This window comes from Acinetobacter sp. AS167, from assembly GCF_037152175.1.
Taxonomy (GTDB): domain Bacteria; phylum Pseudomonadota; class Gammaproteobacteria; order Pseudomonadales; family Moraxellaceae; genus Acinetobacter.
Map to the genome: position 1 here is coordinate 1 of NZ_JBBCMP010000003.1, position 19,765 is coordinate 19,765.

The 19,765-nt window shown below is 38.5% G+C and carries 22 protein-coding genes; 12 read left to right on the forward strand and 10 right to left on the reverse strand.

The features are described from left to right. Window positions 1–464 precede the first annotated feature (464 nt). From WFN33_RS06345 to WFN33_RS06355, 3 genes are all read right to left on the reverse strand, one after another. Window positions 465–1,550 (reverse strand): DUF6670 family protein, encoded by a 1,086-nt coding sequence (locus WFN33_RS06345; protein WP_336952144.1) that lies wholly within the window; start codon window positions 1,548–1,550, stop codon window positions 465–467. 34 nt (window positions 1,551–1,584) lie between these two features. Beyond that, window positions 1,585–2,412: a CDP-diacylglycerol--serine O-phosphatidyltransferase gene (gene pssA, locus WFN33_RS06350; protein WP_004717950.1), complete on the reverse strand. Its 828-nt coding sequence runs from the start codon at window positions 2,410–2,412 to the stop codon at window positions 1,585–1,587. A gap of 164 nt (window positions 2,413–2,576) precedes the next feature. Next, window positions 2,577–3,434: a 23S rRNA (adenine(2030)-N(6))-methyltransferase RlmJ gene (locus WFN33_RS06355; protein WP_004717951.1), complete on the reverse strand. Its 858-nt coding sequence runs from the start codon at window positions 3,432–3,434 to the stop codon at window positions 2,577–2,579. A 116-nt stretch (window positions 3,435–3,550) separates the two neighbouring features. Here WFN33_RS06355 and WFN33_RS06360 point away from each other — a divergent pair, with 116 nt between their 5' ends. Then, entirely contained in the window at window positions 3,551–4,153 is a 603-nt protein-coding gene (locus WFN33_RS06360) for a 2OG-Fe(II) oxygenase (RefSeq protein WP_336952146.1), read from the forward strand. A gap of 104 nt (window positions 4,154–4,257) precedes the next feature. Continuing rightward, window positions 4,258–4,785, forward strand: coding sequence for a hypothetical protein (locus WFN33_RS06365; protein WP_336952147.1), 528 nt, complete (start codon window positions 4,258–4,260; stop codon window positions 4,783–4,785). A gap of 130 nt (window positions 4,786–4,915) precedes the next feature. Here the strand turns inward: WFN33_RS06365 and WFN33_RS06370 are convergent, their stop codons facing one another. From WFN33_RS06370 to WFN33_RS06385, 4 genes are all read right to left on the reverse strand, one after another. Further along, entirely contained in the window at window positions 4,916–5,170 is a 255-nt protein-coding gene (locus tag WFN33_RS06370; protein ID WP_336952148.1) for a DUF2789 family protein, read from the reverse strand. Window positions 5,171–5,402: 232 nt separating this feature from the next. Next, the gene (locus WFN33_RS06375) at window positions 5,403–6,389 is read right to left on the reverse strand and encodes a malate dehydrogenase (protein ID WP_004717959.1); all 987 of its coding nucleotides are present in this window, start codon (window positions 6,387–6,389) and stop codon (window positions 5,403–5,405) included. 170 nt (window positions 6,390–6,559) lie between these two features. Next, complete coding sequence (locus WFN33_RS06380; protein WP_419358893.1) at window positions 6,560–7,219, reverse strand: ribonuclease T2 family protein; 660 nt, start codon at window positions 7,217–7,219, stop codon at window positions 6,560–6,562. A 38-nt stretch (window positions 7,220–7,257) separates the two neighbouring features. Beyond that, window positions 7,258–9,231, reverse strand: a complete 1,974-nt coding sequence (locus tag WFN33_RS06385; protein WP_151801732.1) for a lytic transglycosylase domain-containing protein — start codon at window positions 9,229–9,231, stop codon at window positions 7,258–7,260. Window positions 9,232–9,520: 289 nt separating this feature from the next. On the opposite strand from WFN33_RS06385, the gene miaB reads away from it, so the two are divergent. From miaB to ybeY, 3 genes are read left to right on the forward strand one after another with little or no spacing between them, the layout of a single operon-like run. Further along, window positions 9,521–10,975, forward strand: a complete 1,455-nt coding sequence (miaB, locus tag WFN33_RS06390) for a tRNA (N6-isopentenyl adenosine(37)-C2)-methylthiotransferase MiaB (protein WP_004717965.1) — start codon at window positions 9,521–9,523, stop codon at window positions 10,973–10,975. 37 nt (window positions 10,976–11,012) lie between these two features. Continuing rightward, window positions 11,013–12,122, forward strand: a complete 1,110-nt coding sequence (locus WFN33_RS06395; RefSeq protein WP_004717967.1) for a PhoH family protein — start codon at window positions 11,013–11,015, stop codon at window positions 12,120–12,122. A gap of 9 nt (window positions 12,123–12,131) precedes the next feature. Beyond that, on the forward strand, window positions 12,132–12,617 hold the full coding sequence (gene ybeY / locus WFN33_RS06400; RefSeq protein ID WP_004818840.1) for an rRNA maturation RNase YbeY: 486 nt from the start codon (window positions 12,132–12,134) through the stop codon (window positions 12,615–12,617). A gap of 121 nt (window positions 12,618–12,738) precedes the next feature. Here ybeY and WFN33_RS06405 read toward each other — a convergent pair whose 3' ends face one another. Next, the gene (locus WFN33_RS06405; protein ID WP_336952149.1) at window positions 12,739–13,590 is read right to left on the reverse strand and encodes a PHP domain-containing protein; all 852 of its coding nucleotides are present in this window, start codon (window positions 13,588–13,590) and stop codon (window positions 12,739–12,741) included. A gap of 44 nt (window positions 13,591–13,634) precedes the next feature. On the opposite strand from WFN33_RS06405, the gene WFN33_RS06410 reads away from it, so the two are divergent. The 4 genes from WFN33_RS06410 (at window position 13,635) to mnmC (ending at window position 17,132) form a co-directional block, all read left to right on the forward strand. After that, window positions 13,635–14,249 carry an inner membrane-spanning protein YciB gene (locus WFN33_RS06410; protein WP_004717972.1) on the forward strand — a complete coding sequence of 205 codons (615 nt, stop codon included), beginning with the start codon at window positions 13,635–13,637 and terminating at the stop codon, window positions 14,247–14,249. 26 nt (window positions 14,250–14,275) lie between these two features. After that, window positions 14,276–14,578: a YciI family protein gene (locus WFN33_RS06415; RefSeq protein ID WP_004717974.1), complete on the forward strand. Its 303-nt coding sequence runs from the start codon at window positions 14,276–14,278 to the stop codon at window positions 14,576–14,578. 4 nt (window positions 14,579–14,582) lie between these two features. Beyond that, on the forward strand, window positions 14,583–15,104 hold the full coding sequence (locus tag WFN33_RS06420; protein ID WP_336952150.1) for a hypothetical protein: 522 nt from the start codon (window positions 14,583–14,585) through the stop codon (window positions 15,102–15,104). A 99-nt stretch (window positions 15,105–15,203) separates the two neighbouring features. After that, a complete protein-coding gene (gene mnmC / locus WFN33_RS06425) occupies window positions 15,204–17,132 on the forward strand; it encodes an FAD-dependent 5-carboxymethylaminomethyl-2-thiouridine(34) oxidoreductase MnmC (protein WP_336952151.1) in 1,929 nt (642 codons plus the stop codon). Between the two features lie 49 nt (window positions 17,133–17,181). Here the strand turns inward: mnmC and WFN33_RS06430 are convergent, their stop codons facing one another. Beyond that, window positions 17,182–17,496, reverse strand: coding sequence for a rhodanese-like domain-containing protein (locus WFN33_RS06430; protein ID WP_336952153.1), 315 nt, complete (start codon window positions 17,494–17,496; stop codon window positions 17,182–17,184). 91 nt (window positions 17,497–17,587) lie between these two features. Between WFN33_RS06430 and WFN33_RS06435 the strand changes: the two genes are divergently transcribed. The 3 genes from WFN33_RS06435 (at window position 17,588) to WFN33_RS06445 (ending at window position 19,278) form a co-directional block, all read left to right on the forward strand. Further along, a complete protein-coding gene (locus tag WFN33_RS06435) occupies window positions 17,588–18,076 on the forward strand; it encodes a YajQ family cyclic di-GMP-binding protein (RefSeq protein ID WP_336952154.1) in 489 nt (162 codons plus the stop codon). 28 nt (window positions 18,077–18,104) lie between these two features. Next, complete coding sequence (locus WFN33_RS06440) at window positions 18,105–18,608, forward strand: DUF4442 domain-containing protein (protein ID WP_004717985.1); 504 nt, start codon at window positions 18,105–18,107, stop codon at window positions 18,606–18,608. A 148-nt stretch (window positions 18,609–18,756) separates the two neighbouring features. Continuing rightward, window positions 18,757–19,278 (forward strand): nuclear transport factor 2 family protein, encoded by a 522-nt coding sequence (locus WFN33_RS06445; protein ID WP_336952155.1) that lies wholly within the window; start codon window positions 18,757–18,759, stop codon window positions 19,276–19,278. Window positions 19,279–19,359: 81 nt separating this feature from the next. On the opposite strand, the gene WFN33_RS06450 is transcribed toward WFN33_RS06445, so the two are convergent. After that, the gene (locus WFN33_RS06450) at window positions 19,360–19,728 is read right to left on the reverse strand and encodes an acyl-CoA thioesterase (RefSeq protein ID WP_419327076.1); all 369 of its coding nucleotides are present in this window, start codon (window positions 19,726–19,728) and stop codon (window positions 19,360–19,362) included. Window positions 19,729–19,765 lie beyond the last annotated feature (37 nt).

The following is a 19,765-nucleotide window of genomic DNA, read 5'->3' on the forward strand; positions in this document are numbered from 1 at the left end:
TTAGTGACTTAAGGTCACAATTCTGGCTCATCAATGTACTGACAAATTCTCTCAAATAAACTTCGAGTAATTTAAACCAATCAATCAATGATAATATTTCGATCAATCAATCAGTAAAAATCCACACAAGTTGTTCTTCATATTCTCTTAATGATCTTCTCAATGCTTCGTCAGCATCAAGCTAGGTCGGCTATACTACTCTCTATCTCTAAAAAGTCAATCTATAATGTTAATTATTTTTTCTAACAAACCCAACTCTAACCTCATCTTAAAATCTCAATTCGAAATCTTAACAACTTAATCAAGTGCCTGATTTATCAGAAGTTTTATTTAACATCACCGCCGATGGATGTGCATTCTACAGCATTCCATTCCCAACACAACCCCTTTTTTTAATTATTTTTCATTTTTTCTATCACTTGCTTATTTATTATTCTAAATTGATCTTTTTTTTGTTTTTTGAGCTATTTTTTAAGCATTATCAGCACTGGATTGCTCGATTTGTTTGATAACTTATTGTCTTTGTCTATTTCCTGCCATTTTAAAGGACGACAATCTATATATTCACAGTAACCACTCTCACCTTGATAATATTCGTCATTGAGATGTAGTTGATAAAAAAAACTTCCAACATAACCAGCGGCTAAACCAAATTTATAATCCCCACGACTTTGTGCTTGAATATCAATTTTGGTATTTTCATCTTGATATTGCCATTCGAACTCGCGTGGTAAATACATCTCCTGATGATTTACTGTTGTGACTTTAGGGAACACACGGTGAATATTGAAACAGACCTGTCGATCAAGCATTTTTGTTTCATTGTTTTGAATATTTCGAATATAGATACGTGAATGTAAAATATTATTCATCTGATCACGACTATGCATAAAAATAATCTGTAATTCATCATTCACTTGAATCAATTGATATGTATATAGTGCATAAGGTAGATAAGGGAAATTTACTGTTTTCATATATTCAAAAACAGCATTTTGTTCAATTTCATAATTTTGATCTTTGTATTGAATTGTCCCTTTACAGTGCGCAACCAAAGACCAGTGCTGCGCAAATCCAAATTTCAAATGAATAAAATGAGAAATTAAAGGCAATGTCGTAATACTTAAATTCACACTCAATTCGTCATCTAGTCTTTGAAAAGTAAAATGAGGAACTTTTCCAAACACTTTTTCTTTTTGACCAAACGCATAGGTTACATTGCAATTTTCATCGGTGTGAAATTGGCATTCATGCTGAATTGAGTATGAGCTTAGCTGCCCCACCATATGAGGGCTAGAGCTGACCAGCAGGGTTGCTGTATCTAAAGCAGTTGTCGAGATTTCATTGTTATTGCAAAAAACAGGACTATTGGGCTGTCCAATCAAACTAAAAAAATTGAGGTAATGCAATGGTGCAGGTAGATCGGCAAGCACTAATTTTTGATGAATAATTTTATATCTGTCTTGAGGGGGATGACAGCAAAGTTCTATAGGCGTTTGAGCTTGATTCAGCTGTTTAGACTGATCTAAGAAATCTTGAAACAACCGCATATCAAGCCCCCTTACCCTTTTATCTTTTTACACTTTATTCAACAGTATTCTTTCTCGCTAAGAATGTTGTCACAAAACCAGAAATCGCATAGATAATCGAAATGACTAAAATCCCTACAGGAATATTATAAGTGATTGCTGCAAGGATAAAAACTGCTATAGGCAATACAAAGAATGGAACACGTTTGCGGTCTACAGTTTTAAAAGAATAATATTTGATATTTGAAATCATCAACAAACCTACTGCAATGATAACAAATGCATTGGTCGCTTGAATCGCAACATCTTTTAAATCAAAAATATAGGTAAAATCTTGTCCAACCCATACCCATGCAATAATAATAATCGCTGCTAATGGGCTTGCGACACCAATGAAATAACGCTTATCGACCACACCAATTTGTACATTAAAGCGTGCTAAACGAAATGCAGCACATGCGGTATAAACAAAACAAGCAGCCAAGCCGATCCGCCCTAGATCATGCAAACTCCAGCTATACATTAAAATCGCAGGGGCAACACCAAATGCCAACAAATCTGAAAGTGAATCGAATTGTTCACCAAAAGCACTTTGTGCACCAATTGCACGAGCAACACGACCATCCAAACCATCAAATAGTGCTGCAAGGAATATTGCATAAACAGCTTGAGTGAAGTCACCATTCATACTAGCAATAATCGAATAAAAGCCAGATAACAACGCAGAAGTTGTAATCAGGTTTGGCCACAAATAGATTCCGCGACGTTTGACCTTCTGCCCTTCATGGGTATGCTCTTCTTCTTCCACTTCAAAAGTAATGCCATCAAATCCATGGTCTTGATTAGAAGAGTTTGGGCTTTCTGGTTTATTTATATTTGTCATTTTTTGAATCCTATCTATGGCTCTGATAGAGCTGTTGATATCTCACTTAAATATTTTATCACATTCATTTTTAAGTGAAATTGATGTGAATTACTCAATTTATTTCGTCTTAATTTGTAATTCACACCATCGTTCATGTTTCTGTTGATATCCAATCGAATGGATCATTCACCCACTAACCAGCGAACAGCAGCATGTCCACCATTTTCACTCATACGTAAATGTGGGAACAACCATTGCAATGCCTCATCAGCATCGTTAGAGAATTTCCAAGGTGGGTTAATCACCAACAAACCACAACCATTCAACCCAACTGGTGTGTCATCTGGCCAAACACAAACTTCACAGACCAACTGACGGCGAATCCCTGTTTTCATCATTTTCTTTTCAAAACGATCAATCATGGCACGGTCTTTAATTGGATACCAAATTGCAAATACACCTGTTGGCCATTTTTTATGTGCAGTGGCAATCAACTCGACCAGTTGCGGAAAGTCCTTACGTTCTAATTCATAAGGTGGATCGATCATCACCAAACCACGTTTTTCTTTGGGTGGAATAACCCCCAAAAGGCCTTCATAAGCATCACGCTCATGTAAACCCGCGCGTTTATCACGAATATTAAAATACAATTGTTGAAACACATCACGCTGCATTTCAAAAATAGTCGCTTTATCAATATCACGCATGCCTTCAAGCGCAAACCAAGGTGAACCTGGATAAGCACCTTTACCTGAACCTGCACGCATATCTTCAACAATTTTAAGATATTGTTTTACACCTTCAGGCGCATTACGTTTAATCGACTCATCAAGCTTAACCAGACGATGAATACCGGTTAAGAATTCTCCTGATTTTTGTGCTTCAGAAGTAGATAAATCATATTTACCTGCACCACCATGTGTATCTATATAGCGATATGGTTTGTCTTTAGTATTTAGACGTGTCAAAAGTTGCAGCAATAACACATGTTTCATGACATCGGCAAAGTTGCCTGCATGGAAATGGTGACGGTAATTCATGTTTCGATTAATTCCTGAGTTCAATAATCATTTTAACACGAAAAAATATTTCTTCACTGTCCATCGTTTGTTCTAATATAACAACATATCTTTATTGCACTATTTTTTGGTAATTTATGGAAGCCCTGCTACTCCCAAAGTCATGGAATGTTGATCAAATTCTTGATGATTTAGATCAACATGGATTTACCATCATTGATAATGCTTACTCCGCTGAATACGGACTTGAACTGGTTGCAGAATGTACTTCAAATTTAAATCGCTTTCGTGAAGCAGCAATTCAAAATGGTGTGATCAGCAATATTCGCAGCGACCATATCTTGTGGATCAATGAAGAGCTTACGATCGCACAACAACATATTGATGCACTTAAACAACTCTCGCAAATTTTAAACTACTCATTTTATTTAGGCATTCAGGATGTAGAAGCACATTTTGCCTGCTATAACGCTGGGGAATTCTATGCACTTCATCGTGATAATCCACAAGGTAAAAATGGCCGTATGATTTCTACGGTGTATTATTTACACCAAGAATGGCAGGATGACTGGGGTGGAAAGTTACACTTACAGGATAAAAATAATGTGTGGCATATTATAGAACCCCAGCCTAATCGTATTGCTATGTTCCAAAGTGATTTATTACATGAAGTGCTAGAAGCCAAACATCAGCGATTATCAATTACCGCATGGCTAAGAAGTGACAATACAGTGTTGTAATATACTCAGTTTTCGAATTTGCAATGCTGTATCTCTATGCGCCAAGCTTTAAATTATTGAAATAGGCCTCATAATACTCTTCATAAATTCAGAGGATTCAGCACATGTTTGATAATACAAAACAAATCATCTCGCGTATTGGGGAAACAGATCAATTGTATTTGTCAGGCAATACACCTGAACTTGCACTTGAACGTGGGGACTTACGCTTACAGCTGGTCACTAAAAGTCATTCAAAGCAGGAACAAATCCATTTTTTGCAAGAAGCAATTGTGTTGCTTGAAACTGCACGATTTGAATATGAAGAAATGCCAATGTCAGTGTACATTCAGCTTTCTTTGCATTTGGCCAAAGCCTATATGATTTACTTTGAATTGACTAAAGAATCACGTTATGCATTGATTACTCAGCAGATATTAAAACCACTGGCGCAACATCATCATGCTGATATTTACTTTATGTTGGCTTATGCATCTGTGAGTAAAAATGAATTTGCATTGACTCGTCACTGGCTGAGTAAATATATCAAGACTACTGATTTTGATTTAACATTACTGCAACAACATACTGCATTTAGACCTGTTCGCAATGAGACATGGTTTAGTCAAATGATTCAGTCTAAATTGCATTGATCAGCAGTATTATGCCCATTCAAAATGACACTATTTTTTATTGATTTTGATCAATACTAATTTGATCGATGCGAAATAGAAAAGATGGCCATTTGGCCATCTTTTTGTTGCTCTAGGGAAAACTAAATCATTAAGCTGTTAACTTATACGCATCTAGATGCAATTGTTGGTTTAACTCATCAATCCAAATCGCCCAATCATCATCTTGTACCAAATGACTAATTAACAAGTCACGCTGAGATCTATTCCAAAATGGCGCTTCATGTAATGAAAGATTTGCTGGCAATTGATGAGTGCGTACATATAGCTCAATTGCTGCTGGACTATTTGCCAAACCAAGTTGAGAAAATAGTAATTCTAAGGATGGTGTGTTCGTCCTGATCATATTGCCTCCTTATATAAATTTATTTGTCATGTTTTATTCAATTAACTTATAAGAAAATAATTTTAAAAGATAGTCTAGATTTTATTTTTCTTGTTTCAATTTGTGATTAAAAAACAAACAAAAGTTGGCTTAAGTTAAATTATCGATTCTCAGAATGTTTGACTTGAATCTAAAAAAAGCACCCTAAATAGAGTGCTTTTTCAAATTTAATCTTTAAAAGATTAAGTTTTAATTATTTAAGCATATCAGCAATAGCTGCGCGCTCTTCTTCAAGCTCTTGAAGTGTTTTGTCCATACGTTCACGGCTGAATGCATCAATTTCTAAGCCTTCAACACGTGTGTATTCGCCATTTTCACAAATCACAGGAACACCGTACATCACACCTTCAGGAATTCCATAAGATCCATCAGAAGGAATACCCATTGTTACCCACTCGCCATTGGTGCCAAGCGCCCAATCACGCATATGGTCGATCGCAGCATTTGCAGCTGAAGCAGCTGAAGAAAGACCACGCGCTTCAATGATTGCAGCACCACGTTTACCAACAGTTGGAAGGAATACATTTGCGTTCCAATCAGCATCGTTGATTTTGTCTTTTAAGCTTACGCCATTTGCAGTTGCAAAACGGTAGTCCGCATACATTGTTGGAGAGTGGTTACCCCAAACTGTAAGATTTTTGATATCCGCTACAGCAACACCTGCTTTTTGAGCAATTTGAGTCAATGCACGGTTATGGTCAAGACGTAACATTGCTGTGAAGTTCTTCGCTGGAAGATCAGGAGCAGATTTCATTGCGATATAAGCATTTGTATTTGCAGGGTTACCTACAACAAGTACTTTAACGTCACGGCTCGCAACTTCGTTAAGTGCTTGACCTTGACCAATGAAGATTTCACCGTTCACTTTTAACAAGTCAGCACGCTCCATACCAGGACCGCGTGGACGTGAACCAACCAATAACGCGTAGTCAGCATCTTTAAATGCAACTTTTGGATCATCAGTACCGATCATGCCAGCCAATAATGGGAAAGCACAGTCATCTAATTCCATCATTACGCCTTTAAGCGCAGCTTGAGCTTTCTCAAATGGAACTTCTAACAATTGCAAAATAACGGGTTGGTCTTTACCAAGCATTTCACCGCTAGCGATACGGAATAATAAGCTGTAACCGATTTGACCAGCTGCGCCAGTAACGGCAACGCGAACAGGTTGCTTCATGTAATTATCTCCAATGAGGATCGTTAATGTGATTAAACGGTTAAATCCGTTTTAATCGAATTATCATAAACGGCAAAGATTGTACTCCAATCCTTTAACAGTTGCATGTAAAAGAGAATGCTTTTCAACAAAAGTATGATAGGAAATATAAATAAAATACCTCAGAAGAATTAATAAGTCCCTTTGATTGAGAATGTATTTGGGCAGTTTGAAACAATGTGATTTGAACATTGTTTATACTGACCATTGACCCGATAACACACTTGAACCTCGGTTAATACAGGGTTTGATGATGAACTTTGACAAGTAAAACGGATACTATCGTTATTCATTCCCGGGTTTAATCTAACGAATTGAGTTTTTAACGCATTATGTTGTACATTCTTATTTTCAGAGCTGGTTAAATCTGTAGGAATCTTCAAACGATCTGCTAAATTAATCACTGTTCTAAAATATTGACTCGCGTTCATTGGAACACAGCCACCCACACTACGCCACAATTGAATACGCGCATTTTCCTCAGGCATTACCCGTGCAACGACCTTGGCTTGTAGAGGCGTTAAACTTGCAGATGTATTGGTGGTGCAATTCCGCTCTGTCGTTTCAGGCAATAAACCTGTGATTGTTAATGAATAACCTTCGAGACATTTGCGTTGTTTTTGTTTAGAGGAATCTAATGCACATACAGCAGGTGTCATCTGGACTTGCATGACATAGCCTTGTAATTGCGGTGCAGCATGTAACTGCATATTGAGCCCAAAAAATCCCACAAAGCATAAGGTCCATGCTAAGCAAAATTCTTTCAATTTACGCAAAATTTTGAAAATCATTGATTTACCAACAAAGTTTCATCCAAGTCTAAATAGTTTTATTGTGAAACACGGGTTGGAATAACAGGCATACGACTTTCAATCGCTTGAGGCCCTTGTCCCAACAATATTCCATAATGTGCTGCATTGGTCATCACATTTTTTACATAGTCACGTGTTTCATTCAGAGGAATAGATTCCGTATATTGATCAGCTGAAAGATTTTGATAATCTGGCTGCCAACGTTTCGCACGATTTGGCCCAGCATTATATCCTGCTGTTGCCAAGACAGGGTTACTGCTTAATTGACCATGAATCATGGACAGATAGAAAGTACCATAGCGAATATTGGTATTGGCATCACTGAGTGCAGCAGGATTATAAGTTTCACCCATTTGTTTTGCCACCAACTTTGCAGTGCCTGGCATGATTTGCATCAAACCACCTGCACCAACATGTGAGCGAGCAGCAGTCACAAAACGACTTTCTTGGCGCATTAAACCATAGGCCCAAGCTGGATCAATACCCGCATTACGGCTATGACTTACCACCAACGACTGATGAGGTGTGGCATAACGATAAACATAGTTATGTTTTTTCTCAGTACGTTCTGCTGCGTAAATTGCACGATCATACCAACCCATATCAGTTGCACGTTTTGCGGCAGCAAGCAGCAGCCCATCATCATGTTTTAAGTATGCCTGACGTACCGCCCAGTTCCATTCCCTATTGGTATATGTTGCAGGCGCATTAATATTTCGCAAAGTAAATGCACGACGGAAATGAATATCACTATTTAAGCGTTGCTGATCATCAGTTGAAGGCTGTTCTCTGGCAGGGCTATCATTATATTTTTGCCCCAAATGATCTTTGGCAAGCAAATTATGATAATCATCACCCGACATTGCCAATCGTTGATAGATATCTTTGGCGGTTCTTTTAGATTGTGCATCATTGCGTTGTTCTGAAGCACGTGCCAACCAATATTGCCAACGGTCTTCTTGCTTTTGTGTCACACTCATACTGTCTATTGCACGAATTACACTTTCCCAAGCCCCAAATCGAATGGCTTGTCGTGCGTAAACTTCTGCTTCTTCTGCACTGAATGGCACACCATAGCTTGCATCAAAATTTTGCAGTACTTCACGATTAAAATTATTTTTCATAACGGTCGTTCCGCCGATATAACCGACAGTACGATAAATATATTTTTGTACATCCGCTGGTACACCCTGAACCAACTTAGGTACTGACTGCAAAGCGCTGGTTAAATCCGTATCTGCTGCACGACCCAGTGCATAAACCAAATAAGCATAATCTTCTACATTGTTTTTTGGTGCAGACCATAAATAATTTAATGGATTGGCTTGGATTTGGTTCAATTGGGTTAATGATAAATTAACCCCAATCGTTTGTGCGGTAGCGATAGCTAGACCAGACTGCCCTGCTCTCAGTTGTGCATATAATCGTTGTTGACGATCTTGAGCAGTCATGAGTGGGCTGCTAAGCATCATGCGGCCTAAACCATTGCATGATTCAGGTTGAGAATTGGTTGCCAACCAAACATCTTTAAATTCAGCATAGACCAAAACGTCACCAGTTTTCGCACGAACTTGAGCAACAGCACAACGTTCTGCTTGATCTGGATTAGAGACATATTGCAATACAGGCTGCGCACTGGCGTAATCTGCTTGTTTAACCTTTTCTTCGACATAATCCGCAGCTAACTTTTCCGCCATCGCCGATTGAGGATAACGTTGCGCAAAGCTAATGATATTTGCAGAAGGTTGAAAAGCGAGATTTGAATTCAGTGACCAATACTCAGGATAATAGCCCAAAGCATCATTTTGCATTGAAGAACGGTATTGTTCTAAAGCGCTTGGATTATTTGCATTACGTAAAGCATCATTAAACTGCTCTTCAGCAGCATGAGCCACTTGCAGGCTTGTACATGCAACTGTTCCTAAAAGGTAAAGTTTTAATTTATTTTGCTTAAGTTGCTGCTTTAACACCGTTTTTCTCTCAACCTGCATGATGTGCCTTTAACATACTGATGCACTTATTTGTGCCTAGTTTAATTATTCTAATCCATTTCTACTGTTGTGTTATGTAACCTTATGATTCATCATTAATATTGTTCTCTATTTTTTCTTCATAATTTTCATTTTCAATGCCCTACAATTCAATAAATGGCAATAGACGCTAAATATTTTCCTGAGTTCACTCTAAATACTATAAAATGGCGCGCCTTTTATGAGTCTGTTAAAATAGCAGGCTTAGTACACATTCAAAACTCCCTTTATTCATAGGAAAGACGCCTCCATGACGGTTCAAACCTTCATTCCCAATGGTGCCAAAGCTGCCTCAGAAAACACTGTAACCCAGCCACAGCACACCCCAGCCGACGGTGCAGTAAAAAAACTGTATATCGAAACGCAAGGGTGTCAGATGAATGAGTATGACAGTCATCGTATGGCAGATCTTTTAGGCGACTCACACGGTTATATTTTAACCAAAGATCCAAGTGACGCAGATATCCTGTTAATGAATACCTGCTCAATTCGAGAAAAAGCCCAAGAAAAAGTATTTTCTGAGTTGGGTCGCTGGCGCAAATTAAAAGAAAAAAATCCTGATCTCGTCATCGGTGTTGGTGGATGTGTTGCTTCTCAAGAAGGCGACAACATTCAAAAACGTGCACCGTATGTCGATATGGTTTTTGGCCCTCAAACATTGCACCGTTTACCACAAATGCTGGATCAGCATGTTGAGCAAATTGAAAAGCCGAAGAAAGATAAAATTAAACTTGTAGATATTTCATTCCCTGATATTGAAAAATTCGACTTTTTACCTGAACCTCGTGTTGAAGGTTACAAAGCGTTTGTTTCAATCATGGAAGGTTGCTCGAAATACTGTTCTTTCTGTGTGGTTCCTTATACTCGTGGTGAAGAAGTTTCTCGTCCTTTGGATGATGTCTTGGCAGAAATCGCCGGTTTAGCTGAAAAAGGCGTTCGCGAAATCAGCCTTTTAGGACAAAATGTAAACGGCTATCGTGGTGAAACTTTTGAAGGTGAAATTTGTACCTTTGCAGATTTATTACGTTTGGTTGCAGAGATTCCAGGAATCGGTCGTTTACGTTATACAACATCACATCCGCTCGAATTTAATGAAGATTTGATTCAATGCTACCGTGACCTACCACAAATGGTTTCACATCTGCATTTACCAGTACAAAGTGGCTCAAATGATGTGTTACAAGCGATGAAGCGTAACCACACCATTGATGTCTATATCGAAAAAATTGCCAAACTGCGTAAAGCTCGTCCAGATATGCATTTATCTTCAGATTTTATTATCGGCTTCCCCGGTGAAACTGATGCACATTTTGAAGAAACCTATCAGTTTATCCAAGATTTAGACTTTGATCATTCTTATAGTTTTGTTTATTCAAAACGTCCTGGCACACCAGCGTCTGAATTACCTGATGACACCTCTGATGCAGTCAAGAAAGAACGTTTAGCCAAAGTTCAACACTGGATTAAGCAATCAAGTATTCGTAAAACCGATGCGATGTTAGGCACCATTCAACGTGTGCTGGTTGAAAATGTTTCTAATAAAGATCCAAATTTATTGGTCGGTACAGCTGACAATACACGTTTAGTAACATTTGTAGGTGACGCCTCTTGGGTCGGACGCTTTGCAGAGATTGAGGTTACAGAGATTAAGACCCTAAATTTAGTTTATGGAGAACTCTTGAATCTTGAGCCTGACGTGGCGTAATGTAAGGGTATAGACTTTACTTTAAAAAGGATATCTCTTGACTGCAGCGATTCGACGTACAGTAGCTTTTCCAGGTATTTCAGTTGAACGTTTAAAAAGCATGTTAGGTGCTTATAACGGTCATCTGAAACAAATCGAACAACGTTTAAATGTCAACATTTCTCATCGCAACGATAACTTCTATATCGATGGTGATTTAGAAGCCGTTGAGAGAGCTGAAGGTTTATTGCAGCGTTTGCATGCAGAAGCTGAACTCTCTCAGCAAATCAGTGCTGATACGATTCATTTGATGATTCAAGGCAGCCAAACTGACCGTGAGTTACAAGACGACCTTTCAGACAATGAGCATACCGGTTTAGATGATGTCTGGTTGCAAACGCGTAAAGGTCGAATCAACCCTCGTGGTGCCAATCAAAAACGTTATGTACAACGTATTCTACAAAGCGATATTTCTTTTGGAATCGGCCCTGCAGGTACAGGTAAAACCTATCTTGCAGTCGCTGCTGCGGTAGATATGCTTGAACGTAATGAAATTCAACGTATCCTTTTGGTTCGCCCTGCTGTTGAAGCTGGGGAAAAACTCGGTTTCTTGCCGGGCGATTTAAGCCAAAAGATCGACCCATATCTACGCCCGCTTTATGATGCATTGTATGAAATGCTGGGCTTCGAAAAAGTTGCAAAACTGATTGAGCGCCAAGTGATTGAAGTTGCACCACTTGCTTATATGCGTGGTCGTACATTAAATCACTCCTTTGTAATTCTCGATGAAGCACAAAACACCACCCCTGAACAGATGAAGATGTTTTTGACCCGTTTAGGTTTTGGTTCTCGTGCAGTGATCACTGGGGATATTACACAAGTCGATTTACCACGCGGGCAACAATCGGGTCTTGCTCACGCATTGCGTATCATCGAAAAGATCAAAGAAATTCACATCACTCGCTTCCATTCCCGAGATGTCGTTCGTCACCAGCTGGTACAAAAAATTGTAGAAGCTTATGAAGGATGGGACAGTGAACAATACCGTTTAAGTGCTGAAGCTCGTGCAGAACGTAAAGCACGTCAAGAAGCCTTAATTTCTGAAAATGATTCTGCCGCAGATGCTCAACATGAAGAACATACTGCTGCAAATCAAGAAAATGTTTAAGGACTGTTTTTGAAACTTAGCTTATCGTTACAACAAGCGTTTGAAGCACCAGAATTGGTGCTCAAACGTGTCTATGTAAAAAAAGTCATTGAAACAACACTACGTCATATTGATGTAGACCAAGATTGTGAAATTGGAATTGCTTGTGTTGATGAAGATGAAAGTCACAAATTAAATTTTGAATATCGTGAAAAAGACAAACCCACCAATGTATTGTCTTTTCCAAGTGAGATTCCTGAAGAAGTTCTACCCATGCTTGATGCATTACCCATCGGTGATTTAGTCATTTGCATACCCGTGGTTTTACAAGAGTCGATTGAACAACAAAAGACACCTATTGAGCATTTCACTCATATGCTGGTTCATGGCACCTTACATTTAATGGGTTATGACCATGAAACTTCTGATGATGATGCTGAAGAAATGGAAGCACTCGAAATTGAAATCTTGAAAAAACTAGGCTTTGAAAACCCTTATACTGTTAAAGAAAGCTGATTTTATAATCGACCCCAAATCCCTCTGCTCTAGAGGGATTTTTTGTTTCATTCAAATGAGATGTCTTTCAAAAACAGATCTCATTCAAAATCTAAGTATTTGAATACATCATCAAGGTGTATTATCTGAAACTCTCCCAAATCCCAACTTGCCCTTCTTTGACACGTGGAATATTGCCTAATTTAATCCAAGGCATATTGTCACCATGGAAATCACTCCCCACAGACACTTTTAAACCGTGTTCAGCAATCATTCGATCAACCATTTGTCGTGTTGAAGCAGGTTCCATTGCTGGTGGAAGCTCAACAGCATCACCACCATATTGTGCAAAGATTTCAATTAAATAACGGGTATTTGTTGCTGATAAATCATAACGTGTTGGGTGTGCCAATACTGCAAAACCTTGACTTTCATGAATCACCTGAATGGTTTCTGCCAAACCTAAACCATCAAATTTTACATAGGCTTTTTTACCTTCCTTAATGTATTTATCAAATGCCTGCTGTGCGCGCTGAACAAAACCCTTTTCTACAAGGGTTTTGGCAATATGCGTCCGAGTAATCCGATCAGGTTCACCATCCACCTTTGCCACAACTTCTGCATAAATATCCTGATGAATCAAAGGAATTAACAAATCACAGATTTGCTTGGCTCGCTCAGCACGAATTTTCTTCTGTTGCATTAAAAGCTGTTGTAATGGTTCAGGATTTTGCATATTGAGTGCAACAATATGCACACCATAACTTTTTTTAGTCTCAGGTCTAGACCATTGACTAGAGATTTCCACACCTGAAATGATTTGAATTGGTTGATTTTTTGCAAATTGTTCAGCTTGTATTAAGCCATCCATGCTATCGTGGTCCGTCAATGCAAGTGTATGTATGCTTTTCTCGATGGCAGCTTGAACCAATAACTCTGGAGTCAGAGTTCCATCAGAAATATTACTGTGAGTATGTAAATCTATGCCTTGCATCTTTTATACTATCCCATCAACCTGAACAGACTAGATACTTTAACATGAAAGCACTTTTAGACTTTGTGCCACTCATAATTTTCTTTTATTTATACAAAACGGTTGATCCTAAAAACACCGATCATCCATTATTACAATTGATCGGCTCAGCAGGTGGTGTAAACAACAACAACATCCTTGTTGCAACTACAGGTCTGATTATTTCAATGCTTGTGGTCTATGGTGCGCTATTTATTTTCCAAAAATTCCGTCTGGATAAACAACAATGGTTTGTTTTGTTCATGACCGTCATTTTTGGTGGAATCACCTTGATGTTGAGTGATGATTTTTATATTCGTCTCAAAGCTGCAATTTTGAATTTAGCCTTTGCTGGCGCTTTCTTGCTCTCTCCTTATTTTGGTAAAGAAAAGAAGCCACTCATTCAAAGGTTATTTGGTCCAGTCTTAAACCTGACTGAAAAAGGTTGGAAAAATCTAAACTTTGCATGGGCTGCGATGTTCATTGTCATGTCTTGTTTACATATTTTCTTCGCATTTTTATTTGCAGGTGGAAAATATTGGGGCGAATTTACAGCATTTGGTGACATGATTGTCATGTTTTCCTTTATTATTATCCAGTTTGTTATATTACGAAAACACTTTAAATCTACCGACGAATAAAGTGTTTTAGAAAATCGAGAAATATCATGCCATTATTTGTAATTACTTGTACCGATCAAGCAGGTACAGTAGAAAAACGTCTTGCTGTGCGTCCACAACATTTAGCTCGACTCGAAAAGTTAGATGCTGAAGGCCGTGTCATCGTGGCCGGCGCGATGCCGATTGATCGTGAAAATCCACAAGCAGGTTTTTATGGCAGTACTTTAATTCTCGATTTTGACAGCCGTGAAGCTTTGGATGAATGGTTAAAAGACGAACCTTTCTTAAAAGAAGGAATTTATAGTCATATTGATGTTAAACCATTCAATAAAGCATTGCCTAAGGGATAACATAATGCGCGTTGTCGTCCAAAGCTTACTTAGTCTGACTTTAAGTTCTTTTGTACTTTTATCCCCCCTTGTCTCGGCTGAGCCTACTCAATCTTCAGCGACTCAAGCAACGACGGCAGCGCCTACTCAGGTGGCCCAACCTGTTGCACCGCCAAAACCGAGTATTATTCCTGCTGTAGCAGGTGCAAATTCCAGCATCCAAACGCAGGCTCAAGCGCAAGAAAATAAACCTTTAACGGCTGAACAAATTAGCAAAGAAAAAGCATCTCAAGATGCCAAAGCTAAAGCTTTGGTTAAAGACCAAGCAACACGTTTACAGCAACTTGAAAAGGCCAATTTAGAAGCCCTTTCACAGAACCAAGAATTACAACTCAAAAATGACAATCTGGGTGTACAAGTTCAAGTTCTACAAAGTGAACAAAGTGCGCAAATGTTCTTATATGGTGCTGCGACCATTGCTGTTGGTGTTTTACTTGGCTTTTTAATCGCAAGCTATATCTATACCAAACGTCGTCGTCAGTGGTAAGCCCACTGCTTTGACTTTGTGCTTAGAAAGTTTCACGCTTTAACCTGATACTGCGAAATGTCAGGTTTTTTCATTTTAATTATCAAAAGGTAATCTGCTTTGTCAAATGCCATTCAAACAGCCGATTTAGACTGGCAATGTATTGATGGAATTGAAGTTCCAATTTCCAAACAATTTGGTGATGTCTATTTTTCTAAAGACAACGGGTTACTTGAAACCCGACACGTATTTTTGAATGGTAATGATCTTTCAACACGACTTGCAGATTTAGATGATTTTGAATATTTCTGTGTTGGTGAAACTGGCTTTGGTACAGGATTAAATATTTTGGCATTGTGGCAACTTTGGCACAATGTTCGTCCAAAGAATCACAGCCACTTACATATAATCAGTGTAGAAAAGTTCCCCTTGTCTAAACAGGATTTAACCCGTGCGTTAAAGGTGTGGACTGAACTTCAACAATTTTCTGATCAGTTGATTCAACACTATCCATTGCCCATCGCAGGTTGTCACCGTTTAAGCTTTCCAGAAGCACGTTTTTCAATTGATCTGTGGTTAGGTGATGCACATGATGTATTTCCAGCAATGGTTAAATCTCAACAAGTGAACGCATGGTTTTTAGATGGATTTGCCCCCTCTTGTAATCCAGACATATGGGAAGACAAAGTTTTAAACAATATTGTCAGACTGTCAGATTTTGGAACAACTTTTGCCTCATTTAGCGTAGCAGGTGTGCTTAAACGGGGTCTAAAGCAGCATGGAATCACTATTTCACGTCCGCCTGGTTTTGGTCATAAACGTGAAATGCTACAAGCCATTTGGAGTGCGCCTGAACAAGCAGTCGAAGAAAATCAATCGCAGTCAATAGATCTTGTAGCACAAAACATTCAAAAAAAAATATGGAAAACTCAAAACAATTTACATCAACGCCACATTGCCATCATTGGCGCTGGAATTGCAGGTTTAAGTTGCGCATGGGGATTTGCCCAAAGAGGACATCAAGTTACAATTTACGACCAATCAGCGCCTTTAGCAGGTGCTTCTGGTAACCCTCTGGCCTTATTAAATCCGAAACTCTGCCCTATCGAGCAAAGTTCGGAACATTTAATGACCTTGGCTTGGCAACATGCTTTGCAGCATTATCCAAAATTTCAGGCTTTTCGTCCTATTGCCGTTCAACAATTAGCACAAAAAAATACTGAGCATTTATTGGATTTAGCAGCGCAGTATCCCCAAGGTTTACTTAAAAACCAAACATCCGATGATTTAGATCTAAAAACCACACTAGAGAGTTTACAGCTCACTCAAGCAGGTTCAATTTATCCTCAGCAACTCAAAGACCAAATTCTTGAACATCCGCTGATTCAATTTAAACATGCTCACATTCATAGTATTGCTCAATCGAATCACCATCAATTAACACTACAAGATAGCCAACACACAGATCTTGGTGATTTTAATCATGTGATTGTATGTTGTGCCAAAGAAAGCCATGCTTTTTTTGAGCAGTTCCCGATACTCAACCCGATCCGTGGACAAGTCAGTTGGCTCAACAATGTTAAACACCGATTAGATCCGCAATATGCCTACAGTTATGGAGGCTATTGTATGCAGCTTGATGAGCAGCATTTGATTTTAGGTGCTTCTTTTTATCCCAATCGTGATGACACTGAAGTTTTGCTTGAAGACCATGTGCATAACTATGAACTTATCCACAGTGTGTTTCCACAATACGCAGAATCGCTCTGCAAAGTAGATGAATGGCAAGGTCGTGCTTCAGTACGTGCTCAAAGTCTGGACTATTTTCCATTACTGGGAAAAGTTGAAGCTGAGAAAGAGGTTTATACATTTTCTGGGCTGGGCTCTAAAGGTTTTTTATTTGCGCCCTTGTGTAGTGAAATCTTGGTAGCTTTGGTCCTTCATCAAGCTTGCCCGATTTCTCAAAATTTATTGCAAAAATTAAATCCAAACCGCTTTCAAAAGAAAGTAAAAGAGAAAAAACCTTATTTTAAACCGATACAACCATGATTTTTTTTTATTGATTATTTGTAATAAAAAAGCGCCTTTCGGCGCTTTTTTACGAACCCTGTTCTAATGGGAGGCCTGCATCACGTGCTGCACGTGTTCCCCCCATAAGCACAACGTAATCACGAGAACCATCTAAACTCTCTAATTTTTCAGCAGCTCGAGGCGCTTTACTTCCACCACCACATAAAATGTAAATGGACTGATCCGAATTCACTTGAGTTAAGCTCTCAGCACTTAAACCATCTATAGGCTGATTTACAGCACCTTTAACATGGCCTTCGGCAAAGGCTTTTGCATCACGAACATCCCAGATAACGGCATTTTCTGGGAACTCAAATGTTGTAATTTCTAATTTACGGATCATTGTGCACTCCTTTGATGTAAACAACACTTGGCAAATGAAGAAAACATCCCTAGCATCTCAGATATTCTTTCCATTTGTAAAGGTCTAAACTATGCCATCTTTCGATATTGTTTCAGAATTAGAGATTTTTGAAGTAAATCACGCTGTTCAAAACACCCAAAAAGAAATTGCAACACGCTTTGACTTCCGTGGTCAGGACGTTTCAATCGAAATTAATGAAAAAGCCAAAGAAATTAAAATTTCAACTGAAAGTGATTTCCAGTGCGAACAAGTCTATAGCATGCTCGAAAATCATTTCTTTAAACGTAAAGTTGATATTCAAGCCCTTGATCCACAAAAAATGACGGCTTCAGGTAAAAACATTGTTCAAGTGATCAAGCTTAAAGACGGACTTGACTCAGATACTGCAAAAAAAATTAATAAAGCCATTAAAGAAAGTGGTGTCAAAGTGCAATCTTCTATCCAAGGTGACAAGATACGTGTAACTGATAAAAAGCGCGATACATTACAGCAAGTTATGGCATTTTTAAAAGAACAACAATTCGGTGTACCTTTACAATTTAATAACTTCAAAGACTAAGCTCTTTAGCAGCACTATAGGTTAAGACATGACTCAGACCAACCGTTTATCTAAACTTGTGAAAGCGACCTCTAAATTCCCTAAAGGCATTCGTAGTACGCTCTGGAGTAAGGCGTTTGGTCGAGTTGTGCCTATGGTGGGTACAGCCAATATTAAATACCTAGAGGTCAGCCATTCAAAAGTTGTGGTTGAAATTAAAAATCACCGTGCTATGCAAAACCATATTGGACAATTACACGCTGTTGCAATGGCGCTGATTGCTGAAACAGCAACAGGCTTTGTCACAGGTATGAATGTTCCTGATAGTTCAATTGTATTGATCAAAAGCATGCATATTGAATATAAACGACCGTCTAAAGGTGATATGACAGCAACAGCGACATTGAGCAAAGAACAAATTTTAGAAATGCAAAGCTCTGAAAAAGGTGAAACGCTAGTTCCAGTCACCATTATGGATGAGTCTGGAAAAGAGCCTGTCGAATGCCAAATGGTGTGGGCTTGGGTGTCAAAAGAACGCCTGAAAAAGAAATAAGTAAAAATCTGCAAATGTAAATAAAACTTACTAAAGTACAAATAATGAGTGACGATTATTCACTATATTCATGCTTACTTCCTTATCAAGATGGTGTTATTTCCACCACCATCTTGAACTATTGAGACTTGAACTATAGAGGATAATCATGCGATCAGCTACGCCAAGAAAATTTATTGTACTCAGCCTAACTCTAAGCCCTATTATATTTCTCACTGCATGTGCCCAAAATCCAAGTCACGTTGCTACTACTACAATGAACAACACATTACCAGCAAATTCAACAACCCAACAAGCGCAACAAAATAAAGCTATTGTGACTGATTTTTATGAGGGTGTATTTCAAAAGCATCAAGTCAAAACATATGCAGATCGTTATATTGATGATCGGTATATTCAACACAATCCACGTGTTCCAGATGGCAAAGCACCTTTTGTAAATCACTTTACTCAGTATTTCCAAAACAATCCAGAAGCAAGAAGTGTAATCAAACGTGCAGTAGCTGAAGGAAATTTAGTGTTTTTACACGTTCATTCAGCTCAAAATCCACATGATCGTGGTGTTGCAATTGTCGATATCTTTAGAGTCGAAAATGGAAAAATTCTTGAACACTGGGATGTACAACAAGCTGTTCCCGAATCAAGCGCTAATAGTAATACCATGTTCTAATAAGATATTTGCATAAACCATTCAAAACACATATTCCATAAAAAAATCCCAAACAATGTTGGGATTTTTTATATCGAGTATTTATGCACTTTGCGAAGCTAAATACTTCTGTTTTACATCTTCAGATATTTGACGTTTATTTCCCGCAACATCTACAGCGACAAAGGTAAATACACCAGCAGTCACTCGTTTGGCAGCACGAGAGCTGTCATGACTATCCCAAACTTCAATCTGCATTTGAATCGATGTATTACCGACCTTTAACAGCTTGGTATAACAGCTGATCACATCCCCCACTTTTACAGGAACAAGAAAAGTCATCTGATTAATCGAAATCGTTGCACAGCGCCCTTTACTAAAGCGTTCTGCATGAATTGCGCCAGCCAAATCCATTTGTGAAACAATCCAACCACCAAAAACGTCACCACTCCAGTTTGTATCTGCTGGCATTGCGATGGTTTGTAAAGACAGTGTACCTTCAGGTTTT